This is a genomic window from Pseudomonas sp. NIBRBAC000502773, from assembly GCF_006517195.1.
GTDB lineage: Bacteria > Pseudomonadota > Gammaproteobacteria > Pseudomonadales > Pseudomonadaceae > Aquipseudomonas > Aquipseudomonas marginalis.
Window position 1 is genome coordinate 2,542,631 of the sequence record NZ_CP041189.1, and the last position, 19,796, is coordinate 2,562,426.

At 58.2% G+C, this 19,796-nt stretch carries 22 protein-coding genes; 12 read left to right on the forward strand and 10 right to left on the reverse strand.

Annotated elements, in window-relative coordinates; translation table 11 throughout:
• The first annotated feature begins 199 nt into the window (after positions 1–199).
• From NIBR502773_RS11695 to NIBR502773_RS11750, 11 genes are all read left to right on the forward strand, one after another.
• Positions 200–1,720, forward strand: a complete 1,521-nt coding sequence (locus NIBR502773_RS11695) for an aldehyde dehydrogenase family protein (protein ID WP_027605219.1) — start codon at positions 200–202, stop codon at positions 1,718–1,720.
• Positions 1,721–1,868: 148 nt separating this feature from the next.
• A complete protein-coding gene (gene eat, locus NIBR502773_RS11700; RefSeq protein ID WP_024077594.1) occupies positions 1,869–3,302 on the forward strand; it encodes an ethanolamine permease in 1,434 nt (477 codons plus the stop codon).
• 57 nt (positions 3,303–3,359) lie between these two features.
• Positions 3,360–4,754 (forward strand): ethanolamine ammonia-lyase subunit EutB, encoded by a 1,395-nt coding sequence (locus NIBR502773_RS11705; RefSeq protein ID WP_027605218.1) that lies wholly within the window; start codon positions 3,360–3,362, stop codon positions 4,752–4,754.
• On the forward strand, positions 4,751–5,584 hold the full coding sequence (gene eutC, locus NIBR502773_RS11710; RefSeq protein ID WP_141156103.1) for an ethanolamine ammonia-lyase subunit EutC: 834 nt from the start codon (positions 4,751–4,753) through the stop codon (positions 5,582–5,584). The genes NIBR502773_RS11705 and eutC overlap by 4 nt, the downstream gene beginning before the upstream one ends.
• A 92-nt stretch (positions 5,585–5,676) precedes the next feature.
• Positions 5,677–6,135 (forward strand): N-acetyltransferase, encoded by a 459-nt coding sequence (locus NIBR502773_RS11715; protein ID WP_053138152.1) that lies wholly within the window; start codon positions 5,677–5,679, stop codon positions 6,133–6,135.
• Between the two features lie 301 nt (positions 6,136–6,436).
• Complete coding sequence (locus NIBR502773_RS11720) at positions 6,437–7,093, forward strand: DedA family protein (RefSeq protein ID WP_027605215.1); 657 nt, start codon at positions 6,437–6,439, stop codon at positions 7,091–7,093.
• A gap of 6 nt (positions 7,094–7,099) precedes the next feature.
• Positions 7,100–7,915 carry a zinc-dependent peptidase gene (locus NIBR502773_RS11725; RefSeq protein ID WP_065938377.1) on the forward strand — a complete coding sequence of 272 codons (816 nt, stop codon included), beginning with the start codon at positions 7,100–7,102 and terminating at the stop codon, positions 7,913–7,915.
• Between the two features lie 108 nt (positions 7,916–8,023).
• Entirely contained in the window at positions 8,024–8,551 is a 528-nt protein-coding gene (gene ppa, locus NIBR502773_RS11730) for an inorganic diphosphatase (protein WP_003176323.1), read from the forward strand.
• Between the two features lie 213 nt (positions 8,552–8,764).
• Positions 8,765–9,538 carry a S24 family peptidase gene (locus NIBR502773_RS11735; protein WP_115487504.1) on the forward strand — a complete coding sequence of 258 codons (774 nt, stop codon included), beginning with the start codon at positions 8,765–8,767 and terminating at the stop codon, positions 9,536–9,538.
• 414 nt (positions 9,539–9,952) lie between these two features.
• Positions 9,953–10,336, forward strand: a complete 384-nt coding sequence (locus NIBR502773_RS11745) for a nucleotide pyrophosphohydrolase (protein ID WP_053138177.1) — start codon at positions 9,953–9,955, stop codon at positions 10,334–10,336.
• Positions 10,337–10,360: 24 nt separating this feature from the next.
• Entirely contained in the window at positions 10,361–12,232 is a 1,872-nt protein-coding gene (locus NIBR502773_RS11750) for a DUF2075 domain-containing protein (RefSeq protein ID WP_141156105.1), read from the forward strand.
• Positions 12,233–12,278: 46 nt separating this feature from the next.
• Here the strand turns inward: NIBR502773_RS11750 and NIBR502773_RS11755 are convergent, their stop codons facing one another.
• The 10 genes from NIBR502773_RS11755 to NIBR502773_RS11800 form a co-directional block, all read right to left on the reverse strand.
• Positions 12,279–12,515, reverse strand: a complete 237-nt coding sequence (locus NIBR502773_RS11755; RefSeq protein WP_141156106.1) for a hypothetical protein — start codon at positions 12,513–12,515, stop codon at positions 12,279–12,281.
• A 183-nt stretch (positions 12,516–12,698) separates the two neighbouring features.
• A complete protein-coding gene (locus NIBR502773_RS11760; protein WP_141156107.1) occupies positions 12,699–13,856 on the reverse strand; it encodes a glutathionylspermidine synthase family protein in 1,158 nt (385 codons plus the stop codon).
• 12 nt (positions 13,857–13,868) lie between these two features.
• Positions 13,869–14,582, reverse strand: a complete 714-nt coding sequence (locus tag NIBR502773_RS11765) for a DUF1190 domain-containing protein (RefSeq protein WP_141156108.1) — start codon at positions 14,580–14,582, stop codon at positions 13,869–13,871.
• Between the two features lie 18 nt (positions 14,583–14,600).
• Positions 14,601–15,029 carry a DUF350 domain-containing protein gene (locus NIBR502773_RS11770; protein ID WP_115487500.1) on the reverse strand — a complete coding sequence of 143 codons (429 nt, stop codon included), beginning with the start codon at positions 15,027–15,029 and terminating at the stop codon, positions 14,601–14,603.
• Positions 15,030–15,044: 15 nt separating this feature from the next.
• Positions 15,045–15,716, reverse strand: a complete 672-nt coding sequence (locus NIBR502773_RS11775) for a DUF2491 family protein (RefSeq protein WP_141156109.1) — start codon at positions 15,714–15,716, stop codon at positions 15,045–15,047.
• The gene (locus tag NIBR502773_RS11780) at positions 15,703–16,737 is read right to left on the reverse strand and encodes an ion channel (RefSeq protein ID WP_065924897.1); all 1,035 of its coding nucleotides are present in this window, start codon (positions 16,735–16,737) and stop codon (positions 15,703–15,705) included. The genes NIBR502773_RS11775 and NIBR502773_RS11780 overlap by 14 nt, the downstream gene beginning before the upstream one ends.
• A 33-nt stretch (positions 16,738–16,770) precedes the next feature.
• The gene (locus NIBR502773_RS11785; RefSeq protein WP_141156110.1) at positions 16,771–17,331 is read right to left on the reverse strand and encodes a rhomboid family intramembrane serine protease; all 561 of its coding nucleotides are present in this window, start codon (positions 17,329–17,331) and stop codon (positions 16,771–16,773) included.
• A 57-nt stretch (positions 17,332–17,388) separates the two neighbouring features.
• Positions 17,389–18,087, reverse strand: a complete 699-nt coding sequence (locus tag NIBR502773_RS11790; RefSeq protein ID WP_027605206.1) for a PspA/IM30 family protein — start codon at positions 18,085–18,087, stop codon at positions 17,389–17,391.
• Positions 18,088–18,104: 17 nt separating this feature from the next.
• Complete coding sequence (locus NIBR502773_RS11795) at positions 18,105–18,686, reverse strand: YjfI family protein (RefSeq protein ID WP_027605205.1); 582 nt, start codon at positions 18,684–18,686, stop codon at positions 18,105–18,107.
• Positions 18,687–18,856: 170 nt separating this feature from the next.
• Positions 18,857–19,057, reverse strand: coding sequence for a hypothetical protein (locus NIBR502773_RS11800; protein ID WP_141156111.1), 201 nt, complete (start codon positions 19,055–19,057; stop codon positions 18,857–18,859).
• Here NIBR502773_RS11800 and ycaC point away from each other — a divergent pair.
• Positions 19,056–19,688: an isochorismate family cysteine hydrolase YcaC gene (gene ycaC / locus NIBR502773_RS11805; protein ID WP_027605204.1), complete on the forward strand. Its 633-nt coding sequence runs from the start codon at positions 19,056–19,058 to the stop codon at positions 19,686–19,688. The two genes, NIBR502773_RS11800 and ycaC, sit on opposite strands and share 2 nt — an antisense overlap.
• Positions 19,689–19,796 lie beyond the last annotated feature (108 nt).

The following is a 19,796-nucleotide window of genomic DNA, read 5'->3' on the forward strand; positions in this document are numbered from 1 at the left end:
TCGCCGGTCACGGCCTGTACCGTTTATGGCACAAACTGTCACAGCGCCTGTACCACCCGTGTCACAGCAATGCCTTGCAACAAACCCCAAGCCCTTGATTTTCCTGGCCTGCAAAGCAGTGGCCCAACCTTTGCTCTACGCTTTATCAAGCGCTTGCGCGCTGCACTCCAATAAACATAAAAGCCAGGAGATACCCACCATGCGTTACGCACACCCCGGTACTGAAGGCGCGATCGTTTCGTTCAAGGCCAAGTACGGCAACTACATTGGTGGCGAATTCGTTGCCCCGGTCGATGGCAACTATTTCACCAACACCTCGCCGGTCAACGGGAAGCCTATCGCCGAATTCCCGCGCTCCACTGCCAAAGACATCGACAAGGCGCTGGACGCCGCCCACGCTGCCGCTGACGCCTGGGGCAAGACCTCGGCCCAGGACCGCTCGCTGGTGCTGCTGAAAATCGCCGACCGCATCGAACAGAACCTCGAACTGCTGGCCATCACCGAAACCTGGGACAACGGCAAGGCCGTGCGTGAAACCCTCAACGCCGACATCCCCCTGGCCGCCGACCACTTCCGCTACTTCGCCGGTTGCATACGCGCCCAGGAAGGCACCAGCGCCGAGATCAACGAACACACCGCGTCCTATCACTTCCACGAGCCGCTGGGCGTGGTCGGCCAGATCATCCCGTGGAACTTCCCGCTGCTGATGGCCGCGTGGAAACTCGCCCCGGCCCTGGCCGCCGGCAACTGCGTGGTGCTCAAGCCTGCCGAGCAAACACCGCTGGGCATCAACGTGCTGCTGGAAGTCATCGGCGACCTGCTGCCACCGGGCGTGCTGAACGTGGTGCACGGCTTCGGCAAGGAAGCCGGCGAAGCCCTGGCCACCAGCAAGCGTATCGCCAAGATCGCCTTCACCGGCTCCACCCCGGTGGGCTCGCACATCATGCATGCGGCGGCCGAGAACATCATTCCGTCGACCGTCGAGCTGGGCGGCAAGTCGCCGAACATCTTCTTCGCCGACATCATGAAGGCCGAACCGTCGTTCATCGAAAAAGCCGCCGAAGGCCTGGTGCTGGCGTTCTTCAACCAGGGCGAAGTGTGCACCTGCCCATCCCGTGCGCTGGTGGAAGAGTCGATCTACGACGACTTCATGAAAGTGGTGATGAAGAAAGTCGAGCAGATCAAGCGCGGCGACCCGCTGGACACCGACACCATGGTCGGCGCCCAGGCGTCCGAGCAGCAGTTCGACAAGATCCTGTCCTACCTGGAAATTGCCAAGGGCGAAGGCGCGCAATTGCTCACCGGCGGCAAGGTCGAGCAACTCACCGGCGATATGGCCGGCGGCTATTACATCCAGCCGACCCTGCTCAAGGGCACCAATGAAATGCGCGTGTTCCAGGAAGAAATCTTCGGCCCGGTGGTGAGCATCACCACCTTCAAGGACGAAGCCGAAGCCCTGGCGATTGCCAACGACACCGAGTTCGGCCTGGGCGCCGGTGTGTGGACCCGCGACATCAACCGCGCCTACCGCATGGGCCGCGCGATCAAGGCGGGCCGCGTGTGGACCAACTGCTACCACCTGTACCCGGCGCATGCCGCGTTTGGCGGTTACAAGAAGTCCGGCGTGGGCCGTGAGACCCACAAGATGATGTTGGATCACTACCAGCAGACCAAGAACCTGCTGGTGAGCTACGACATTAATCCGTTGGGCTTCTTCTAACCCACAACACCCTCCCACCTTTGAAATGCCATCAAGTGTGGGAGGGGGTTTGCCCCCTCCCACACTTGGATCTCCACAAGTACTTGCCAATTGCATTCGGCACACAGAGGCCGAGTTAAAAAACAATAACAATGAAAGGTACTTTCCCATGCCTAGCGAACCGACTGGATCTTCTGTCGACTTCGAAAAAGTCGACTCCCAATACTTCCAACAACGCGAACTGAAAAAAGGCGCCGCCGGCTGGGTCCTGCTGGTTGGCCTTGGCGTTGCCTACGTCATCTCCGGCGACTACGCCGGCTGGAACTTCGGCCTGGCCCAGGGTGGCTGGGGCGGGATGTTCCTCGCCACATTGCTGATGGCCACCATGTACCTGTGCATGTGCTTTTCCCTGGCCGAACTGTCTTCCATGATCCCCACCGCCGGCGGTGGCTACGGTTTTGCCCGCAGTGCCTTCGGGCCCTGGGGCGGGTTCCTGACGGGCACCGCCATCCTGATCGAATACGCCATCGCCCCCGCCGCCATCGCGGTGTTTATCGGCGCCTATTGCGAGTCGCTGTTCGGCATCGGCGGCTGGATGATTTACCTGGCGTTCTACATCATCTTTATCGGCATCCATATCTTTGGCGTCGGCGAAGCCTTGAAGCTGATGTTCGTGATCACCGCCATCGCCGCGATTGCGCTGGGCGTGTTCCTGGTGTCGATGGTGCCGCACTTCAATGTCGCCAACCTGCTGGATATTCCGGTGACCGAGGCCAAGGGCGCCAGCACCTTCCTGCCATTCGGCTATGTCGGCGTGTGGGCGGCGATCCCCTATGCGATCTGGTTTTTCCTCGCCGTAGAGGGCGTGCCCCTGGCCGCCGAAGAAACCAAGAACCCCAAGCGCGACCTGCCCCGGGGCCTGATCGGCGCCATTGTGGTGCTGACCAGCTTTGCCCTGTTGATCCTGGTGATCGCACCGGGCGGCGCGGGCACCTACGCGCTGGTCAAATCCGGTAACCCGCTGGTGGAAGCGCTGGCGCTGTCCTATGGCGGTTCGACCTGGATGGGCAGTTTCGTCAACCTAGTCGGCCTGGCCGGCTTGATCGCGAGCTTTTTCTCGATTATCTACGCCTATTCGCGGCAGATCTTCGCTTTGTCCCGTGCCGGCTACCTGCCACGCAAACTGTCCCAGACCAACAAGAGCAAGGCCCCGGTACTGGCCCTGGTGATCCCCGGGATTATCGGCTTCGGCCTGTCGCTGACCGGCCAAGGGGATTTGTTGATTCTTGTGGCCGTGTTTGGCGCGACCATTTCCTACGTGCTGATGATGGCCGCGCACATCACCCTGCGCATCCGTCGCCCCAAAATGGACCGGCCTTATCGCACGCCGGGCGGCATCTTCACCTCCGGTGTCGCCTTGGTACTGGCCTGCGTGGCCGTCGTTGCGGGCTTTCTGGTGGATCCACGGGTGGTGATTGGCGCCGCGATCATCTATGGAGTATTAATTGCTTACTTTGCTTTCTACAGCCGGCATCACTTGGTAGCAGGCACGCCCGAAGAAGAATTCGCCGCGATCCAGGCCGCAGAGGCCGCCTTGCACTAACTGCCGTAAACCTCGACGCGGGTTCCTCTCCTGCCCGCGTCGTCAAGGAGACACTGTATGGCAAGTTTTTCCCACGCGGTCGGTGCACAAACCTACCGCTTCGACAGCCTCAAGGACGTGATGGCCAAGGCCAGTCCCGCCCGCTCCGGGGACTTTCTCGCCGGCGTCGCTGCGCAGAACGACGGCGAGCGGGTGGCGGCACAAATGGCCTTGGCCAATATTCCGCTCAAGCACTTCCTCGAAGAAGCGCTGATCCCCTATGAAAGCGATGAAGTCACGCGGCTGATCATCGACACCCACGACAAGCAGGCTTTCGCCGTGGTCAGCCACCTGACCGTCGGCGGCCTGCGCGACTGGCTGCTCAGCGACGCTGCAGATGAACAATCCCTACGCGCATTGGCGCCGGGGCTGACACCGGAAATGGCAGCGGCCGTGTCCAAGATCATGCGCGTGCAGGACCTGGTACTGGTGGCGCAGAAGATCCGGGTGGTCACCCGGTTTCGCGGCACCCTGGGCTTGCGCGGGCGCCTGTCGACCCGCCTGCAACCCAACCACCCGACCGACGAACCGGCGGGCATCGCTGCGAGCATTCTCGACGGCCTGCTTTACGGCAACGGCGACGCCATGATCGGCATCAACCCGGCCACCGACAGCATCGCCTCGATCTGCGCCATGCTGGAGATGCTCGACGCAATCATCCAGCGCTACGAAATCCCCACCCAGGCCTGCGTGCTGACCCACGTCACCACCTCCATCGAAGCCATCAACCGCGGCGTGCCGCTGGACCTGGTGTTTCAGTCGATTGCCGGCACCGAGGCGGCCAATGCCAGTTTCGGCATCAGCCTGAGCGTGCTGCAGGAAGGTTACGAGGCGGGTTTGAGCCTGAACCGGGGCACCTTGGGGCAGAACCTGATGTATTTCGAAACCGGCCAGGGCAGCGCCTTGTCGGCCAACGCGCATTTTGGCGTCGACCAGCAAACCTGCGAAACCCGCGCCTATGCGGTGGCCCGCCATTTCAAGCCGTTTCTGGTCAACACCGTGGTCGGCTTTATCGGCCCCGAGTACCTGTACAACGGCAAGCAGATCATCCGCGCCGGCCTTGAAGACCACTTCTGCGGCAAGCTGCTGGGCGTGCCCATGGGCTGCGACATCTGCTACACCAACCACGCCGAAGCCGACCAGGACGACATGGACACCCTGCTGACCCTGTTGGGTGTTGCCGGGATCAACTTCATCATGGGCATCCCCGGCTCCGACGACATCATGCTCAACTACCAGACCACCTCGTTCCACGACGCCTTGTACGCTCGCCAGACATTGGGTTTAAAGCCGGCGCCGGAGTTTGAACAGTGGCTGGCCAAAATGGGCATCTTTACGCAAGCCGACGGCAAGGTGCGCTTCGGCAACAGCCTGCCACCGGCGTTTCGCCACGCCCTGGCGCAATTGGGATGAAGGAGCCGCCTGTGCAACTCGACCTGCCTGAAAACCCGTGGCTGGAACTGCGCCGCCTGACCCCGGCGCGAATTGCCCTGGGCCGCACCGGCACCAGCATTCCCACCAACGCCCAACTTGATTTCCAATTTGCCCACGCCCAGGCACGGGACGCGGTGCACCTGCCCTTCGACCATGCCGGCCTGAGCAGTCAGTTGGCCGAGCGTGGGCGCGATAGCCTGTTGCTGCACAGTGCCGCAACCGACCGGCACAGCTACCTGCAACGCCCGGATCTGGGGCGGCGCCTGAGTGACGAGTCGGCCCAGCGCCTGCGGGATTACGCGGCTGCGCATCCGGGCGGCATGGACCTGGCGGTCGTGGTGGCGGACGGTCTGTCGGCGCTGGCAGTGCATAAACATACGCTGCCATTTCTGACGCGCATGGAAGAACAGACTCACGCTGAAGGGTGGTCCTTGTCGCCGGTTATCCTGGTGGAACAGGGCCGCGTGGCGGTCGCGGATGAAATCGGGCAACTGCTCGGCGCCAAGATGGTGGTGATCCTCATCGGTGAACGGCCGGGGCTCAGTTCGCCGGACAGTTTGGGGCTGTACTTCACCTACAACCCCAAGGTCGGCCTCACCGATGCCTATCGCAACTGCATCTCCAATGTACGTTTGGAAGGACTGAGCTATGGCATGGCGGCCCATCGCCTGCTGTACTTGATGCGAGAGGCGTGTCGCCGGGAGCTGTCGGGGGTCAACCTGAAGGACGAGGCGCAGGTTCAGACCCTTGAATCCGACGACCCGGACCTGATGAAGGGCAATTTCCTGCTCAGCCCACCCACCGACTGATCCCGGCACGATTGCGCTTTTTCGCGCCTTTAGGCAGCATCAAGTCACGGCCGCTCGTGTGGTCATACCCCATTTGGAAGTTGAGGCCTGGCATGCGGATTACTCAAGCGACCCTGGAACACCTGGACCTGTTGACCCCGTTGTTCGTCAAGTACCGCGAGTTCTACGGGGCCCTGCCCTTTCCGGATTCGTCACGGGCCTTCCTGGAAAAACGCCTGCGCCGCAAGGAGTCGGTGATCTACCTGGCCCTCGCCGATGACGACGACAAACGCCTGCTCGGGTTTTGCCAACTTTACCCGAGCTTTTCCTCGCTGTCGCTTAAACGCGTGTGGATCCTCAACGACATCTATGTGGCCGAAGACGCGCGCCGGCAACTGGTGGCGGATAACCTGATGCGTACGGCGAAGAAGATGGCCAAGGAAACCCACGCGGTGCGGCTGCGGGTATCGACCAGCAGTGATAACCAAGTGGCGCAGAAGACGTACGAGTCCATCGGGTTTCGTGAGGACACCGAGTTCAAGAACTACACCTTGCCGATCAGCGAAGACTGACGCCCTGACAGCATGGACACCTTGTGGGAGGGGGCTTGCCCCCGATAGCGGTTTGTCAGTCAGACTATTTATAACTGACCCACCGCTTTCGCGAGCAAGCCCGCTCCCACATTGAATTTCTGGCGATCTTCAGACCTCACGCCACGACATCCCCCGCTACAAAACCAACAGGCTTTTCACCTCTCAATCCGTATAATGCGGACCTTTCAGGGTTGTAAGAAACACTACATACACGTGTAGCCTTATTACCCGAGCTTCCGCACAGGCCTGCCGAGTCGGGCCGTTCACACAGGTGCCATCCATGGATTTCAACCCGCTCGACCTTATCCTGCATCTCGACGTGTACCTCGACATGCTGGTAACCAATTATGGTCCGTGGATATACGCCATTCTGTTCCTGGTTATCTTTTGCGAAACCGGCCTGGTGGTCATGCCTTTCCTGCCGGGTGATTCGCTGCTGTTTATCGCCGGCGCCGTGGCAGCAGGCGGTGGCATGGACCCGGTATTGCTGGGCGGGCTGCTGATGCTGGCGGCAATCCTCGGTGACAGTACCAATTACGTGATCGGGCGAACGGCGGGAGAACGCCTGTTCAGCAACCCGAACTCGAAAATCTTCCGCCGCGACTACCTGCAAAAGACCCACGATTTCTACGACAGGCACGGCGGCAAAACCGTGACCCTAGCGCGCTTCCTGCCGATCCTGCGCACCTTTGCGCCGTTCGTCGCCGGCATCGCGAAAATGCCCTATGCACGGTTCTTCGGTTTCAGCGTGCTGGGCACCATCCTCTGGGTCGGCGGCCTGGTGACCCTGGGCTACTTCTTCGGCAACGTGCCATTTATCAAGAAAAACCTCTCGCTGCTGGTGGTGTTCATCATCCTGCTGTCGCTGGTGCCGATGATCATTGGCGTATTCCGCAGCCGCTTTGGTCGCACGTCTTCAGAAGCCAAGTCGCAGTAACCCGGCATGTGGTCCCTCAGCGCCTGGCGGCGCCGACGCCTGCTGGCCAAGCACCCGATTGCCGATGACACCTGGCAGCGGGTGCGCCACCACCTGACCTTCCTCGACGGCATCAGCGCCGAGCAGGACCAGTGGCTGCGCGAAGCCTGCGTGGTGTTCCTCGCCGAAAAACACCTCACCGCCCTGCCCGGCGTCGAGCTGCACCAGGAACAACGCCTGCTGCTCGCCGCCCAGGCGCAACTGCCGCTGATGAACCTGGGCGACCTCGACTGGTACCAGGGCTTCCATGAAATCGTGCTGTACCCCGACGACTTCCTCAGCCCTCAGCGCCATCGCGACAGCAGCGGCATCGAACACGAGTGGGACGGCGAACACAGCGGCGAAGCCTGGCAGCAAGGCCCGGTGATCCTTGCCTGGCCCGGCGTACTGGCCAGCGGTCAGTGGGAAGGCTACAACCTGGTGATCCACGAGCTGGCGCACAAGCTCGACATGCTCAACGGCGACGCCAACGGCCTGCCGCCGCTGCACCACGACATGCGCGTGCAGGAGTGGGCCAGCGTGATGCAGGGTGCTTATGACGACCTCAATCGCCAACTGGACGCCAACCCCGATGCCGAGACGGAGATAGACCCCTACGCGGCGGAAAACCCGGCGGAGTTCTTTGCGGTCACCAGCGAATATTTTTTCAGCGCCCCGGATTTACTCGTCAATAGTTATCCACAGGTGTACGCCCAACTCAGCCGCTTTTATCGCCAGGATCCCTTGGCCCGCCTGACCCGACTGCAAGCGCACGACCCGCGTTATCAGCCGCAAGGCGAATGACCGTATGACGTCTGGCGCATGGCATCGCCGTCAGAATATGCCTATAATCGCCGCCACTTTTAGGCCAATCCGGCCATGTCATATGGCCAACTACGGGGGCAACGCCCAATGAGCTACAGCAAGATTCCGGCTGGCAAAGACCTGCCGAACGACATCTACGTCGCCATCGAGATTCCGGCCAACCACGCGCCGATCAAATACGAAATCGACAAAGACAGCGACTGCCTGTTCGTTGACCGTTTCATGGCCACCCCGATGTTCTACCCGGCCAACTACGGTTTTATCCCGAACACCCTGGCCGACGACGGCGACCCCCTCGACGTGCTGGTCGTAACCCCTTACCCGGTTACCCCAGGCTCGGTCATCCGCGCTCGCCCAGTCGGCATCCTGAACATGACCGACGACGGCGGTGGCGATGCCAAAGTGATCGCCGTGCCACACGACAAGCTGTCCCAGCTGTACGTGGACGTGAAGGAATACACCGACCTGCCGCCACTGCTGCTGGAACAGATCAAGCACTTCTTCGAGAACTACAAAGACCTCGAAAAAGGCAAATGGGTGAAGATCGACGGTTGGGGCAACGCAGACGCCGCCCGCGCCGAAATCATGAAGTCGGTCGCTGCCTACAAAGGCTGATACCTGCTACTCATTGCCTCGGCAATTGAAAAAGCCCCGATTATTCGGGGCTTTTTTGTGGGAAAAATTAAACTAAAAGTTCAACACTTTAAAAACTTAGTTTAATTCAACTTAAAATCCGAAGTAACGAGCTACAACTAAGCAAAAACCTACAGACCCAACTCAACGCATGGTTTATTTGATGTATTTTTCCGGCCAGTAAACTCTGCGTTTATGAATACATCAGGTGATCGCTTAAAAGCGCTATTACGGGAAGTTCATCTTTCCGCCTCCGACTTCGCCAAGAACCGTGGTGTCACGCCTCAACACGTGAACAACTGGTTCAAACGCGGTGTACCCATGGGCCGACTCAACGAGATCGCAGAACTGCTGTGCATCTCCAGCCGTTGGCTACGCACCGGCGAAGGCCCCAAACACCCACCGGCCAACTTCCTGCTGGAAGGCCCCGGCACCAGGAAAGGACTCCTCACCCGCGAAGAAACTGGCAAATACCTCACAGGCCCCGCCTGCCGCCCGGAAAAAATCGACGTGGAGATCCCCCTCCACCCCACCTTCACCTCAACCGAACGCATCCGCGTCTCCCTGCACACCCTCGAAACCCTCAACGTCAACCCCGACCGCGCGCTGGGCGCCTACATGGTCGACAACAGCATGATCGACATCATCCAACAGGGCGCCACCCTCGCCATCGACAAAGGCCGCACCCAAATCATCGACGGCGAAATCTACGCCGTCGAACACGATGGAATGCTACGCATCAAATACCTCTACAACCGCCCTGGAGGTGGCTTGCGCATGCGCAGCCACAATGCCGGCGAACATCCGGACGAATACCTGAGCCACGAACAACGGTTTGAACAGAACTTCCAGATCGTGGGGTGGGTGTTCTGGTGGTCCACGTTGAATAACCGCCGACCGCCGGTACCGCTGGATGAGCATTTATTGGGCTGGGAAGGCTCTAAATCGGATCCGGAGGTGGGCAACTGAAGTGAATGTGGGTATCATGCGCCGCATATTTGGCAGGGGGTTGCGTTGCGCGATCCACCCTGATCGGCGATGCGGAGGATTTCCCGCGGATGCCCCTACTATTCAGCCCGACGCAATGTGGGCTGAGCGATTTGAAGGCTGCTGAGGTTTGTCAAAAACAAGCTGAGGCAGTCAGCGAGAAGCCGGCCACAAGCCGGCTTTTTAATGTCTTTAATTCCCGATCAGTATGAACGGCTAAATCAGCCTGGCTTACGCCTGCCTCCATTCTCCAGACCGTAATTGCCCCCCCCAAAACCGAGTTCAAACTCAGACCGCAAAAAACTCACACCCAGAGAGAATTCTCTTACAATCCCTGTCTAGTTTTCCAAATCCTTTTACGGATGCGATAACCATCGGCGATCAAGAGGCGAGCCTGTGAGCAAAGTAGGTAGCACATCCGAGCACCTGGTAAACGTTGAAAATCTTTCTGCTTCATTGCAGCGCTTTGCGGATGATCGTGACTGGCGACAATTCCACTCTCCGAAAAACCTTCTCCTAGCATTGACGGGAGAAGTGGGCGAACTCTGCGAAATTTTCCAATGGATGAGTGAAGCTGACTCAGTGGACGCTGCAAAGCGCCCTGAAACAGCCCAAGCCGTAAAAGACGAACTCGCAGACGTTCTCATGTATCTGGTCCGCTTGGCCAGCGTGTTGGACGTCGACCTCAACGAAGCCACCCAAAGCAAACTCGCACTTAACGGTTTGAAATACCCAGTTGATAAAGCCAAAAGCACCAGCAAAAAGTACGACCAACTCTGATATCCCACGCGCTAAGGACTTCTCGTGATCGTTTACGCTGCGACCAAACAGCAATTCCTCAAAGACAACGATAACGACGACATCGAAGAGGTCATTCTCAGGCACTACAAAGAAGCCACAGGCAAGCGAGTTGGCGCGTCGGAAATTAAATCCTGGCAAGGCTCGTTGACGTACATGGCGAAGGTGCTTCGAGACGAGGAACTACCAAATGACGCCGGATTGGCCATTGAACTGCACATCCCGCAATCCTCGAAACGTATCGATTTTTTGATGACTGGCAGGGACGCAAAGCAGGGTAAAAACGCTGTCCTGATTGAGTTAAAGCAGTGGAGTAAATCAACAGCTACCACCAAAGATGCAATAGTCAAAACCGCCTTGGGCGGCGGCGTAGTGGAAACCATCCATCCCTCTTACCAAGTCTGGTCGTACGCCGCATTGCTGGAAGGCTTCAACGAGGCTGTTTATGACAAAAGCATTGAGGTTCGTCCCTGCGCTTATCTTCACAATTATGTCAGTGATGGCGTCATAAATTCTGCGCATTATGAGGCGTACATCAGTAAAGCTCCGCTGTTCCTCAAAGGGCCGGATGAGCTTGAAAAACTGCGTGCTTTCATCAAGACATATATTCATCACGGCGATAACAAAGAAATTCTCTATGAGCTTTCTAATGGAAAAATTCGTCCATCGAAAGCTTTAGCTGACGCACTTAAAGGGCTTCTAAAAGGTCAGCCTGAATTCATATTGATCGACGATCAAAAAGCGACATTTGAATCCGCACTTGCTGCTGCGAGTTTGGCCTCTGAGGCTGCGCCGAAGGTAATCATCATTGAGGGCGGCCCAGGGACGGGTAAAACAGTCCTGGCAATCAATTTACTCGTTAGGCTTACAAGCCTTGGGCTACTGAGCAAGTACGTCTCAAAAAATGCCGCACCGCGAAAAGTTTATGAAAGAAAATTGGTGGGCACAATCAAACGTAGTCACTTCTCCAATCTATTCTCCGGTTCAGGCGCCTTCATCGATACCGAACCCAACACTTTTGATGCGCTCATCGTCGACGAGGCCCATCGGCTAAACGAAAAAAGCGGGCTTTACGGAAATCTTGGTGAGAACCAAATCAAGGAATTGATCGAGTCGGCCAAATGCTCAGTTTTCTTCATCGACGAGGATCAACGAGTCACCTTGAATGACATTGGTAGCAAACAAGCCATCCGCGCTTTTGCAAAAACCAAAGGAGCTGAGGTTGAGGAATACACGCTTTCCTCACAGTTTCGTTGCAGTGGGTCTGATGGCTATTTAGCCTGGCTTGACGACGTGCTAGATATTCGCGCGACAGCTAACCCACTACTAGATAACAGCGAGTATGAATTCAAAATATTCAGTACACCCCAGGCCATGCATGCGGCCATCGAGCAAAAGAACCAGGGTAACAAAGCCCGAGTGGTAGCCGGCTATTGCTGGCCGTGGCGTAGCAAAAAAGATGCTCGAGAATCCGACATCATCATCGGCAGCGACTATGAACGCCAATGGAATCTGGATCAGGACGGAAGTTTGTGGATCATCGCAGAGAACTCTGTTGATCAGGTCGGGTGTATCCACACCTGCCAAGGTCTGGAAGTCGATTACATCGGCGTGATTATCGGGCCGGATCTCATCGTACGAAATGGAAGCGTTCTGACCTCGGCTCTTGAGCGAGATAAAAACGACAAGTCCATTCGCGGTTGGAAGAAGATGATGAAGGAGCAACCTGAACTAGCCAAACGGGAAACAGACCTGATCATCAAGAATACGTACCGAACGTTAATGACTCGAGGAATGAAAGGCTGTTACCTCTACTGTACTGATACAGAAACCGCACAGTACTTTGCGAATCGGCTTACGAATAAAAACCAGGATTGATGGTTCATTGGCGCTTGCCTCGATAGCACGAGGCAAGTGCCTCACATCAATTCAGCGCCATACACTCGACCGCCCGGTCCGCCACCATCTTAGCCATCTCCACCAAATGCATCACCGCCCTCTGCGGTGCACCCTGCGGCTCCCCAAGCACTTGCGACGTAGCCATCGCACACTGTAATAACTCAGCCACTCGCACCCAGGCGTCCTCGAAGCTCAGCTCTTCATTGACGGAAAATGGGCTAGGCCCACACGAAGAAGGCATATCTGAAACAACGTTTTCCATGGCACAACTCCAATCAAAAAGTGTGTACCAATCGAACTCAGGCGACTAAACCCGATCACTGAATAGGCAGTGACGATCCACAGCCTAGTCACGCATTCCCGCTGGCGCAATGCGGTTGGGATTCTCTAGGAAACGTCCTGCAAATGAAAGGGACCAGCCCTGCTGGCCCTTTAAGCTCCAGCCTCAATCCAATATCAAATGCGGCAAAAACCGGCTCGAATCCTTGGTAATCAAACTATTATCCTCCCGCACCCCAATCCCCGCCGCCTGGTCCCCAATCACCCAAGACCCAATCAACGTGTAGCTGTCCCCAAACCGCGGCAACGGCGCAAACTCCTGGAGAATAAACGGCGCATCCGTGTAGGGACCGTCCTCTTTCACGATCAGCCCATCAGCCGTTTGCAACTCGATGTTCGCCCCTTCCCGCGAGAAAAACGGCTTGCGCACCCATCCCTTCGGCACAGCTTTGCCCGGTTCGGTATCCAGGTGGGCCGCGAGCAAATTCGGGTGGCCTTTGTTGAATTCCCACAGCAGCGGCAGGATGCCTTTATTGGAAATGATGGATTTCCACGCCGGCTCGAAAAACTGTGTGTCGCTCTCGGCAATCGCGGCGCCGAAGGGTTCGTGGAAGATGAATTCCCAGGCGTGCAGTTTGAACAGGTGGGGAATCCAGCGGTCCTGGAGATCGACGAAGCGGCCTTCGCTGGTGAGGCCGATGTCTTCGATGTCGATGTGGCGTGATTCGATGCCGACTTTTTCCGCGACCAGGCGCAGGTAGTCGGCGGTGCCTTTGTCTTCGACCGAATCTTTCATCGAGGCGAAGTAGAACGGCTGGTTGATCTGCAGTTGGGCGAAGGCCTGGTGCAGTTTGGTGTCGATGCTGTTGAACTGGTCGGCATGCTTGGGCAGCAGGCCGCGTTCGATGCATTGCTCGAGCCAGCCCCACTGAAATGCCGCGGCCTCGTAGAGGCTGGTCGGTGTGTCGTAGTTGAGTTCCAGCAGCTTGGCGGGGCCGGTGCCGTTGTAGGAGAAGTCCATGCGCCCGTACAGGTGCGGGTGGCCTTCGAGCCATGAGGTTTTGATCATGTCGAAGAAGGGCGCGGGGATGCTCAGGCGTTCGAGCAGTTCTTCGCTCTGGACCACGCGGGCGACGAGGTCCATGCACATGTCATGGATCTCGGTGGTCGGGTCTTCGAGGTCGTGCTCGATTTGCTTGAGCGTGAACTGGTAATACGCGCGCTCGTCCCAGTAGGGTTCGTCGTCGATGGTATGGAACAGAAAGCCGAGGTTTTCAGCCGTCTGTTTCCAGTCATGACGCTCTGCACAATGGATTTTCTTCATGGCCCGGTTTCCTTAACTGCTCGACCCGCCACCGCCCCAGCCGCTGCGTGCGCTGGCCTTGCTGCCGAAGCCGCCACGGGAGGTGGCCGACGCCACGGAGCTCGACTGGTTGGAGGAGCGCAGCGTGTTGGTGTAGTTGCTGCTGCCGTACCGGGCCTGGTTGGAGCGGCCAAACGTCGCGCCATTGGAGACGCGCTGGTTGAGCGTGGAGTTGCCGTAGTTACCGCGATCATCGCGATAGCGGTACACCGGCTCGGAGCGGTAGCTGTTGCGATTGTTGCTCAGCATGTTGCCGATCAGCAGACCGGTCAGCAGGCTACTGGTGGAGAAGCCTGAGCCACCACTGTTCGCCTGGGAGCCGCCCGCTTGAGCATTGGCGGCGTCTACCTGGGATTGTGTCACCTGGCCTTCGGCGGTCAGTTCGAAACCGCCCAGCTTGGGAATGAACTGGCCATTGGAGTCCAGTTGGCACCAGCCGGCGACAAAGTCGGCATCGCAATCGGCCTGGCTGGCGTACACGGGGGCGATGCGGCGATGCTCGGCCATGGCGGTCATGTAGGCGTCCGAACAGACGTCCACCGGCAGTTTTTCATCGGCGCATTGCTGCACCGACTGGAAGTTGTACTTCTTCTGCAAATCGTAGGTTTTTTCCGTCGGCCCGCAGCCGGATATCGCCATGGCGACCGACGCTGCCAGCGAAAGCTGGACATACTTGCTTCGTTTCATCGGGAGCTCCGTGCGCAATCAGTTCTGGGTAGGTGTCATGCACGCGGCATTCAACATGCCGACGCTGATGGCCACCGCCGCCACATAGATGCCCGCTGCGAGCTCGCCTCTCTTGATGCGCTCGGAAGTGCCCTTGAGCACGAGGCTGGTAAGCAGAAACGCCAGGAGCTGGACGACGGCTGCGATCACCGCCCAGACGACGAAGTCGAGGACGCTGATCGAATAAGCAATCACGTTGCTGGCCGGAATGGCGAAACCGACGATGGCACCGCCCAGGGCGACCGCTGCGGAAACGTTGCCCGCCCGGATCAGCTCGAATTCCTTGTGCGGGGTGACGCGGGTGTAGATGAACTGGAACAGCGCAAACAGTACGGCAGCCCCCAGGATGTAGGTGACAAACCCAAGCACGGCGGCTTTGTTCAGGGAGATGGAAAGAGCTTCTAGCATGGACTTCTTCCTTTTTTAGAGCGCATTCAAGTCGGTTGTGTACATCGAAATGCCCAGGGAGGTGCTCAGGCTGACGGTGCCTTCAGCGTCTTCTTCGACAGAGAACAGCAGAAACTCGCGGCGATCGGTCAGGCCTGTGTCACGGGCATATAGCATCGAACGGTGTTCGACGCTGTAGGAATCCTCGGGGTTTATCACCTGCTCGCTCATGGCCACCAATTCCGTCTGGCCAGCCTCGCTGCCCCACACGCGCGTGTATTCGACGCCGTTGTGGGTGTAGGTCGGCAACCCGATCGGGCTCTGCGGCCCCGCCAGCCGGCGCAATTCAGCTTCGCTGCTGATAGTGACGTAGCTCAGGTAGTTGAACAGGATCACAGACTCGACCTGCCCGGCGATGTCGCCCGTGGTGTGCACCTGTAGCCAGTAATCCTCGTCGTTCATGTAGTAGCGCGACAGCCAGGTCGACTGCCCGAGGTCAACGGTGCCGTTACTCCAGATTTCCTGGGAGCTGGGGATAACCACCGTGGTTTTCCCGTCGAGCAACAACTTCAGGGTCGTGTCGAATATCACGCCTTTGCCCGGCGCCAGGCCAAGCGGCCCGGTGGTCGGCAGCGGTTCGGCGGCGCCTTTCGAGTGTGTATTCGCTTGCGGGGCCTCAAGCCCCATCAACTGTTTAAACCATCCCATTGGAGATTTCCTTGAGGCGGGTGGAGGCAATGTAGAAGAGTTCGCCGCCTTCAACGCGCGTGGCGCTGGGCGGGTTGATCGACGGTTGCGGCGCACCTTTGGCGCGATAGCCAATGAGGGTGGCGTTATGGCGCTCTTTCATCTGGGTGTACAGATCGCCAAACGTGGCTTCAAACGCCTCGGGCAATCTCATCAGGTATTGGGTAGCCCCCTGCCCCACACACAGCAGCTCATTAATGACCACCGACGAGCCCGGGTCCTGAGAGGCGCGCACCAGCATTTCGATAGCCATGCTTGAGGTGCACTCCAGGCTGGGGGCGTAGGAACTGGCCAGGGCGGCGATCTCACTTGCATTGAAGTGGGCGACCACATGCCCGACCGGATTCAATTGATTCACCGCCAGCACGGTGGCCAGCGTCAGATCGTCAGACGGGGTTCGCACCAGCACACGCTCGGCACCGGGCACACCGGCACGCAGCAATAGCGCCGTGGAGGACAAGCTTTCACCACGGATGAAGGCCGCTTTGCCTGGCATCGGGTTTTCTTCGAGGGTGCAATCGCAGATGACGATCAGGTTGTCGTTCGAGGTTTCGTCTTGCAGCAACAACTCGATGACCCGTTCACTGGACGCGCCCTCCCAGCCAATGAGCACGGTATGGCCGATTTTGCCGGTGAAATCGCCTTTGCCCTTCATGCCTTTTCTCCATGCATCGATGACAGTGCTGGTGGTTTTGCCGATGGCCGCCGTCAGCAGCGCAATGCCCCCGAGCATGACCCAGGTCGCCACGAACAAGCGTCCCAAAGAGGTCTGCGGCGATAGATCGCCATAGCCGACGGTCAGCGTGGTGGTGAGATAGAAGTAAACAAACGTGGCGGGCGCGGTGAGGTGTTGTTCGCCCAGAACCACCAGGCCCAGATAAGCCGTGCTCAGGTGTACCCCCAAGGCGATGACCAGGCCTGCCCAGCCGAAGCGGTGAAAGAGGGAAGCGGCGTACCTGCGCAACAAAAGAAAAATCGGCATTGCGTCCCTGACTCCCTGGGTGCTCAAGTGCGTTCAGCCGGCATTAAACCTGCTGCGTGGTTGAGAGAGAAGTACCTTGGCGGCAATAAATCCGGCGAAGGCACCAAACAGATGCCCTTCGAAGGAAACGCCTTGGCGAGGCAGGAAGCCAAGGACCAGTCCGCCATACAGTACCGCCACGACACCAGCCGTGATCAGGTTGCTCCAGCTCCTGTGGAACCAAGCGCGAGACAACAGGTAGGCCCACAACCCGAACACCCAGCCGCTGGCCCCGACGTGCACACCCGCAAAACCGAACAGCCAGACCAGCGAACCGCCCAGCAGGATAATGATCGCGCTGACGGTCACAAACCGATTCAGCCCTTCGATCATCACCAGGCTGCCCAGGATCAAAAAGGCAACTAGGTTCGCGCTCAGGTGGGCAAACGACCCGTGCAAAAACGGCGAGGTGAGGATGCCCGGCAGGCCCGGCAGCGTTCTCGGGATCAGGCCGAACGCCATGAGGCTGTAACCGGTCGCGGCATTGAGCAGTTGCAGCGCGACCATGAACAGCGCCAGGCCTGCGATTGTCTTGAAACCCTTCAGGGCGCCCATCCTGACCTCGACGTAAAAAAAGAAGGGCAGACACTGCCCTTCCTGCGGCGACGTTGCTTACTCGGCCGATTTTTGCTTCAGACGCTCCAGAATCGCATTGGCGCTGCCTTCGTTCGGCGTGATGCCGGCGTCGCGCAGCTTGCGCTCCAGGTCGGTCCCGGTCGATGCATCTGCCAGCTCATCCTGGGCTTGCAGTTCAGCGGCGCGTTGCTGCTGCTTGGCCTGCAAACGATTCAGCGTACCGACGGCGGTTTCCAGCTTGCCGTTGGCACCGCCGCTGGCGATGGAGGCGCTGACCTGGGCCTTCTGTACGCTGTCGCGCGCCTTGGCCATGTCCACTTGCTGGCGCAGGCTTTTGATCCGGCTTTCGGCCTTGGTGATGTCCTTGCGCATGCCTTCCGCATAGCCACCGAACTCGGTGGCTTGCTTATGCTCGACATCCCGCTCGTTGGTCAGGGTCGAGATGGCTTCGGCGACTTCCAGGGCGAGGTCTTCACGATTGGCCTGCAGGGCAGCCACGGCCTTGGACTCCAGGTCCTTGATCTTGGCGTCGTACTCGTTGACGCGATCAGTCGCCAGTTTGTGCTTGGCCATGATGCTCACCAGCTCACGCTTGGCGTTGGCCAGCGCGGTGTCGGCATCGCGGATTTCCTGATCGAGGATGCGCAGGGCCTGTTGGTCGACGATCGATTCGCCGACTTCGTTGGCACCGCCACGCAGCGCGGTGAACAATTTGCTCCAGATGGACTGAGTCATTGGATACTCCCGAATACTTAATTGAAGAAACGTTCGAAGGCTTCGCTGGCGCGCTGCACGTTGTCGACCAGGGTTTTCACCTCGGTGACGATATTGGTCAGGCTGGAGTCGGAGCTCAACGCACCGAACATGTTGTAGACCACTTGCCCGTTAGGCATGGACTCGATGCCGATGGAGGACAGCGGGAACATTTCCCGGCTGCGCAACACCGCGTCATTGAATTTAGCGACATCGTTGATGGACTCGACATCGACCAGCACGGTGTCAACGATGATCTGCTCGCCCACCACCGCGATGTAAATCGGCAGGCCACCGAAGTCGTTCATTTCCAGCTTGATGCTGGACTCGGAGCCTTGAACCAGAGAAAGCGTAATGTCCTTGGACACCACGTCATCCAGGGCCTGAAGAGCGGTGAAGAGGCGATCGATATTCCAGTTGGTACCTGCGCTCATGAAATTCTCCGACATGAATGAGCCAGCCAGAATCGGCTGGCGAAGCTGTTTCTCCATCTGCTTGAGCAAGCTTCGGTTTTCGGGAAGCACCCAAGTCTCGTGTTTCACATAGCCGGCGGCCGCCAGGCCTGCACGCATCTGCTTCATGTAAAAGCTCGATGGCTTTTTGGCGGACGGCTTCAAGCGCTCTCCCTTGAGGCTTGCTGAATCGGTATCGGGCCCTTTAGGCGGACTCGATGGAGAGCTGCTTTCCATGGTACTGACCTCGCTGTGAAAAACTCACGCGTGAGAAAATCTACAGGCATTTTTTGCCACACTCAATAGCTCACGCGTGAGATTTTTTGACTTACTTTTTCGATCATCAAAAGGACAAATCCTGCTGACAACCCATGAATTGTCGCCTTTGAGTTGACGGTATTACCCATTCCAGCCGATTTATCCCCCAGTACCCACCCATTAATCTGTGCCCATGTTGAACGCAACGCCCAACCAACCTGAACAAAAAAGGATTCAACCATGAGCACTCCAACCTACAACCGCTTGAACAAAGACGACGCCGTAGTCCTGCTGGTCGACCACCAGACCGGCCTGATTTCCCTGGTGCAGGACTTCTCGCCCAACGAGTTCAAGAACAACGTGCTGGCCCTGGCCGACCTGGCCAAGTTCTTCAACCTGCCGACCATCCTCACCACCAGCTTCGAACAAGGCCCCAACGGCCCGCTGGTTCCGGAGTTGAAAGAAATGTTCCCGGACGCGCCGTACATCGCCCGCCCCGGCCAGATCAATGCCTGGGACAACGAAGACTTCGTCAAGGCAATCAAAGCCACCGGTCGCAAGCAGATCATCATCGCCGGCGTGGTCACGGATGTATGCGTAGCGTTCCCGACCTTGTCGGCGCTGGCGGAAGGGTTCGAGGTATTTGTGGTGACCGATGCCTCCGGCACGTTCAACACCACGGTGCAGCAGGCGGCGTGGAGCCGGATGACCCAGGCCGGTGCACAGTTGATGAATTGGTTCTCGGTAGCCTGTGAGCTGCACCGCGACTGGCGCAACGATATCGAAGGCCTGGGCAATCTGTTGTCCCAGCGCATTCCGAACTATCGCAACTTGATGAATGGGTATGCGGCGCTGACGGCTCACCAGAAGTAAACCAGCCGAGATTCGCGATAAGCCTGCTTTGAAAAGCAGGCTTTCGTTATTCAACCGAGCTTCCAACTTAAAGAACCACAGCGCACTGCTCTTCGATCAGCATGATCG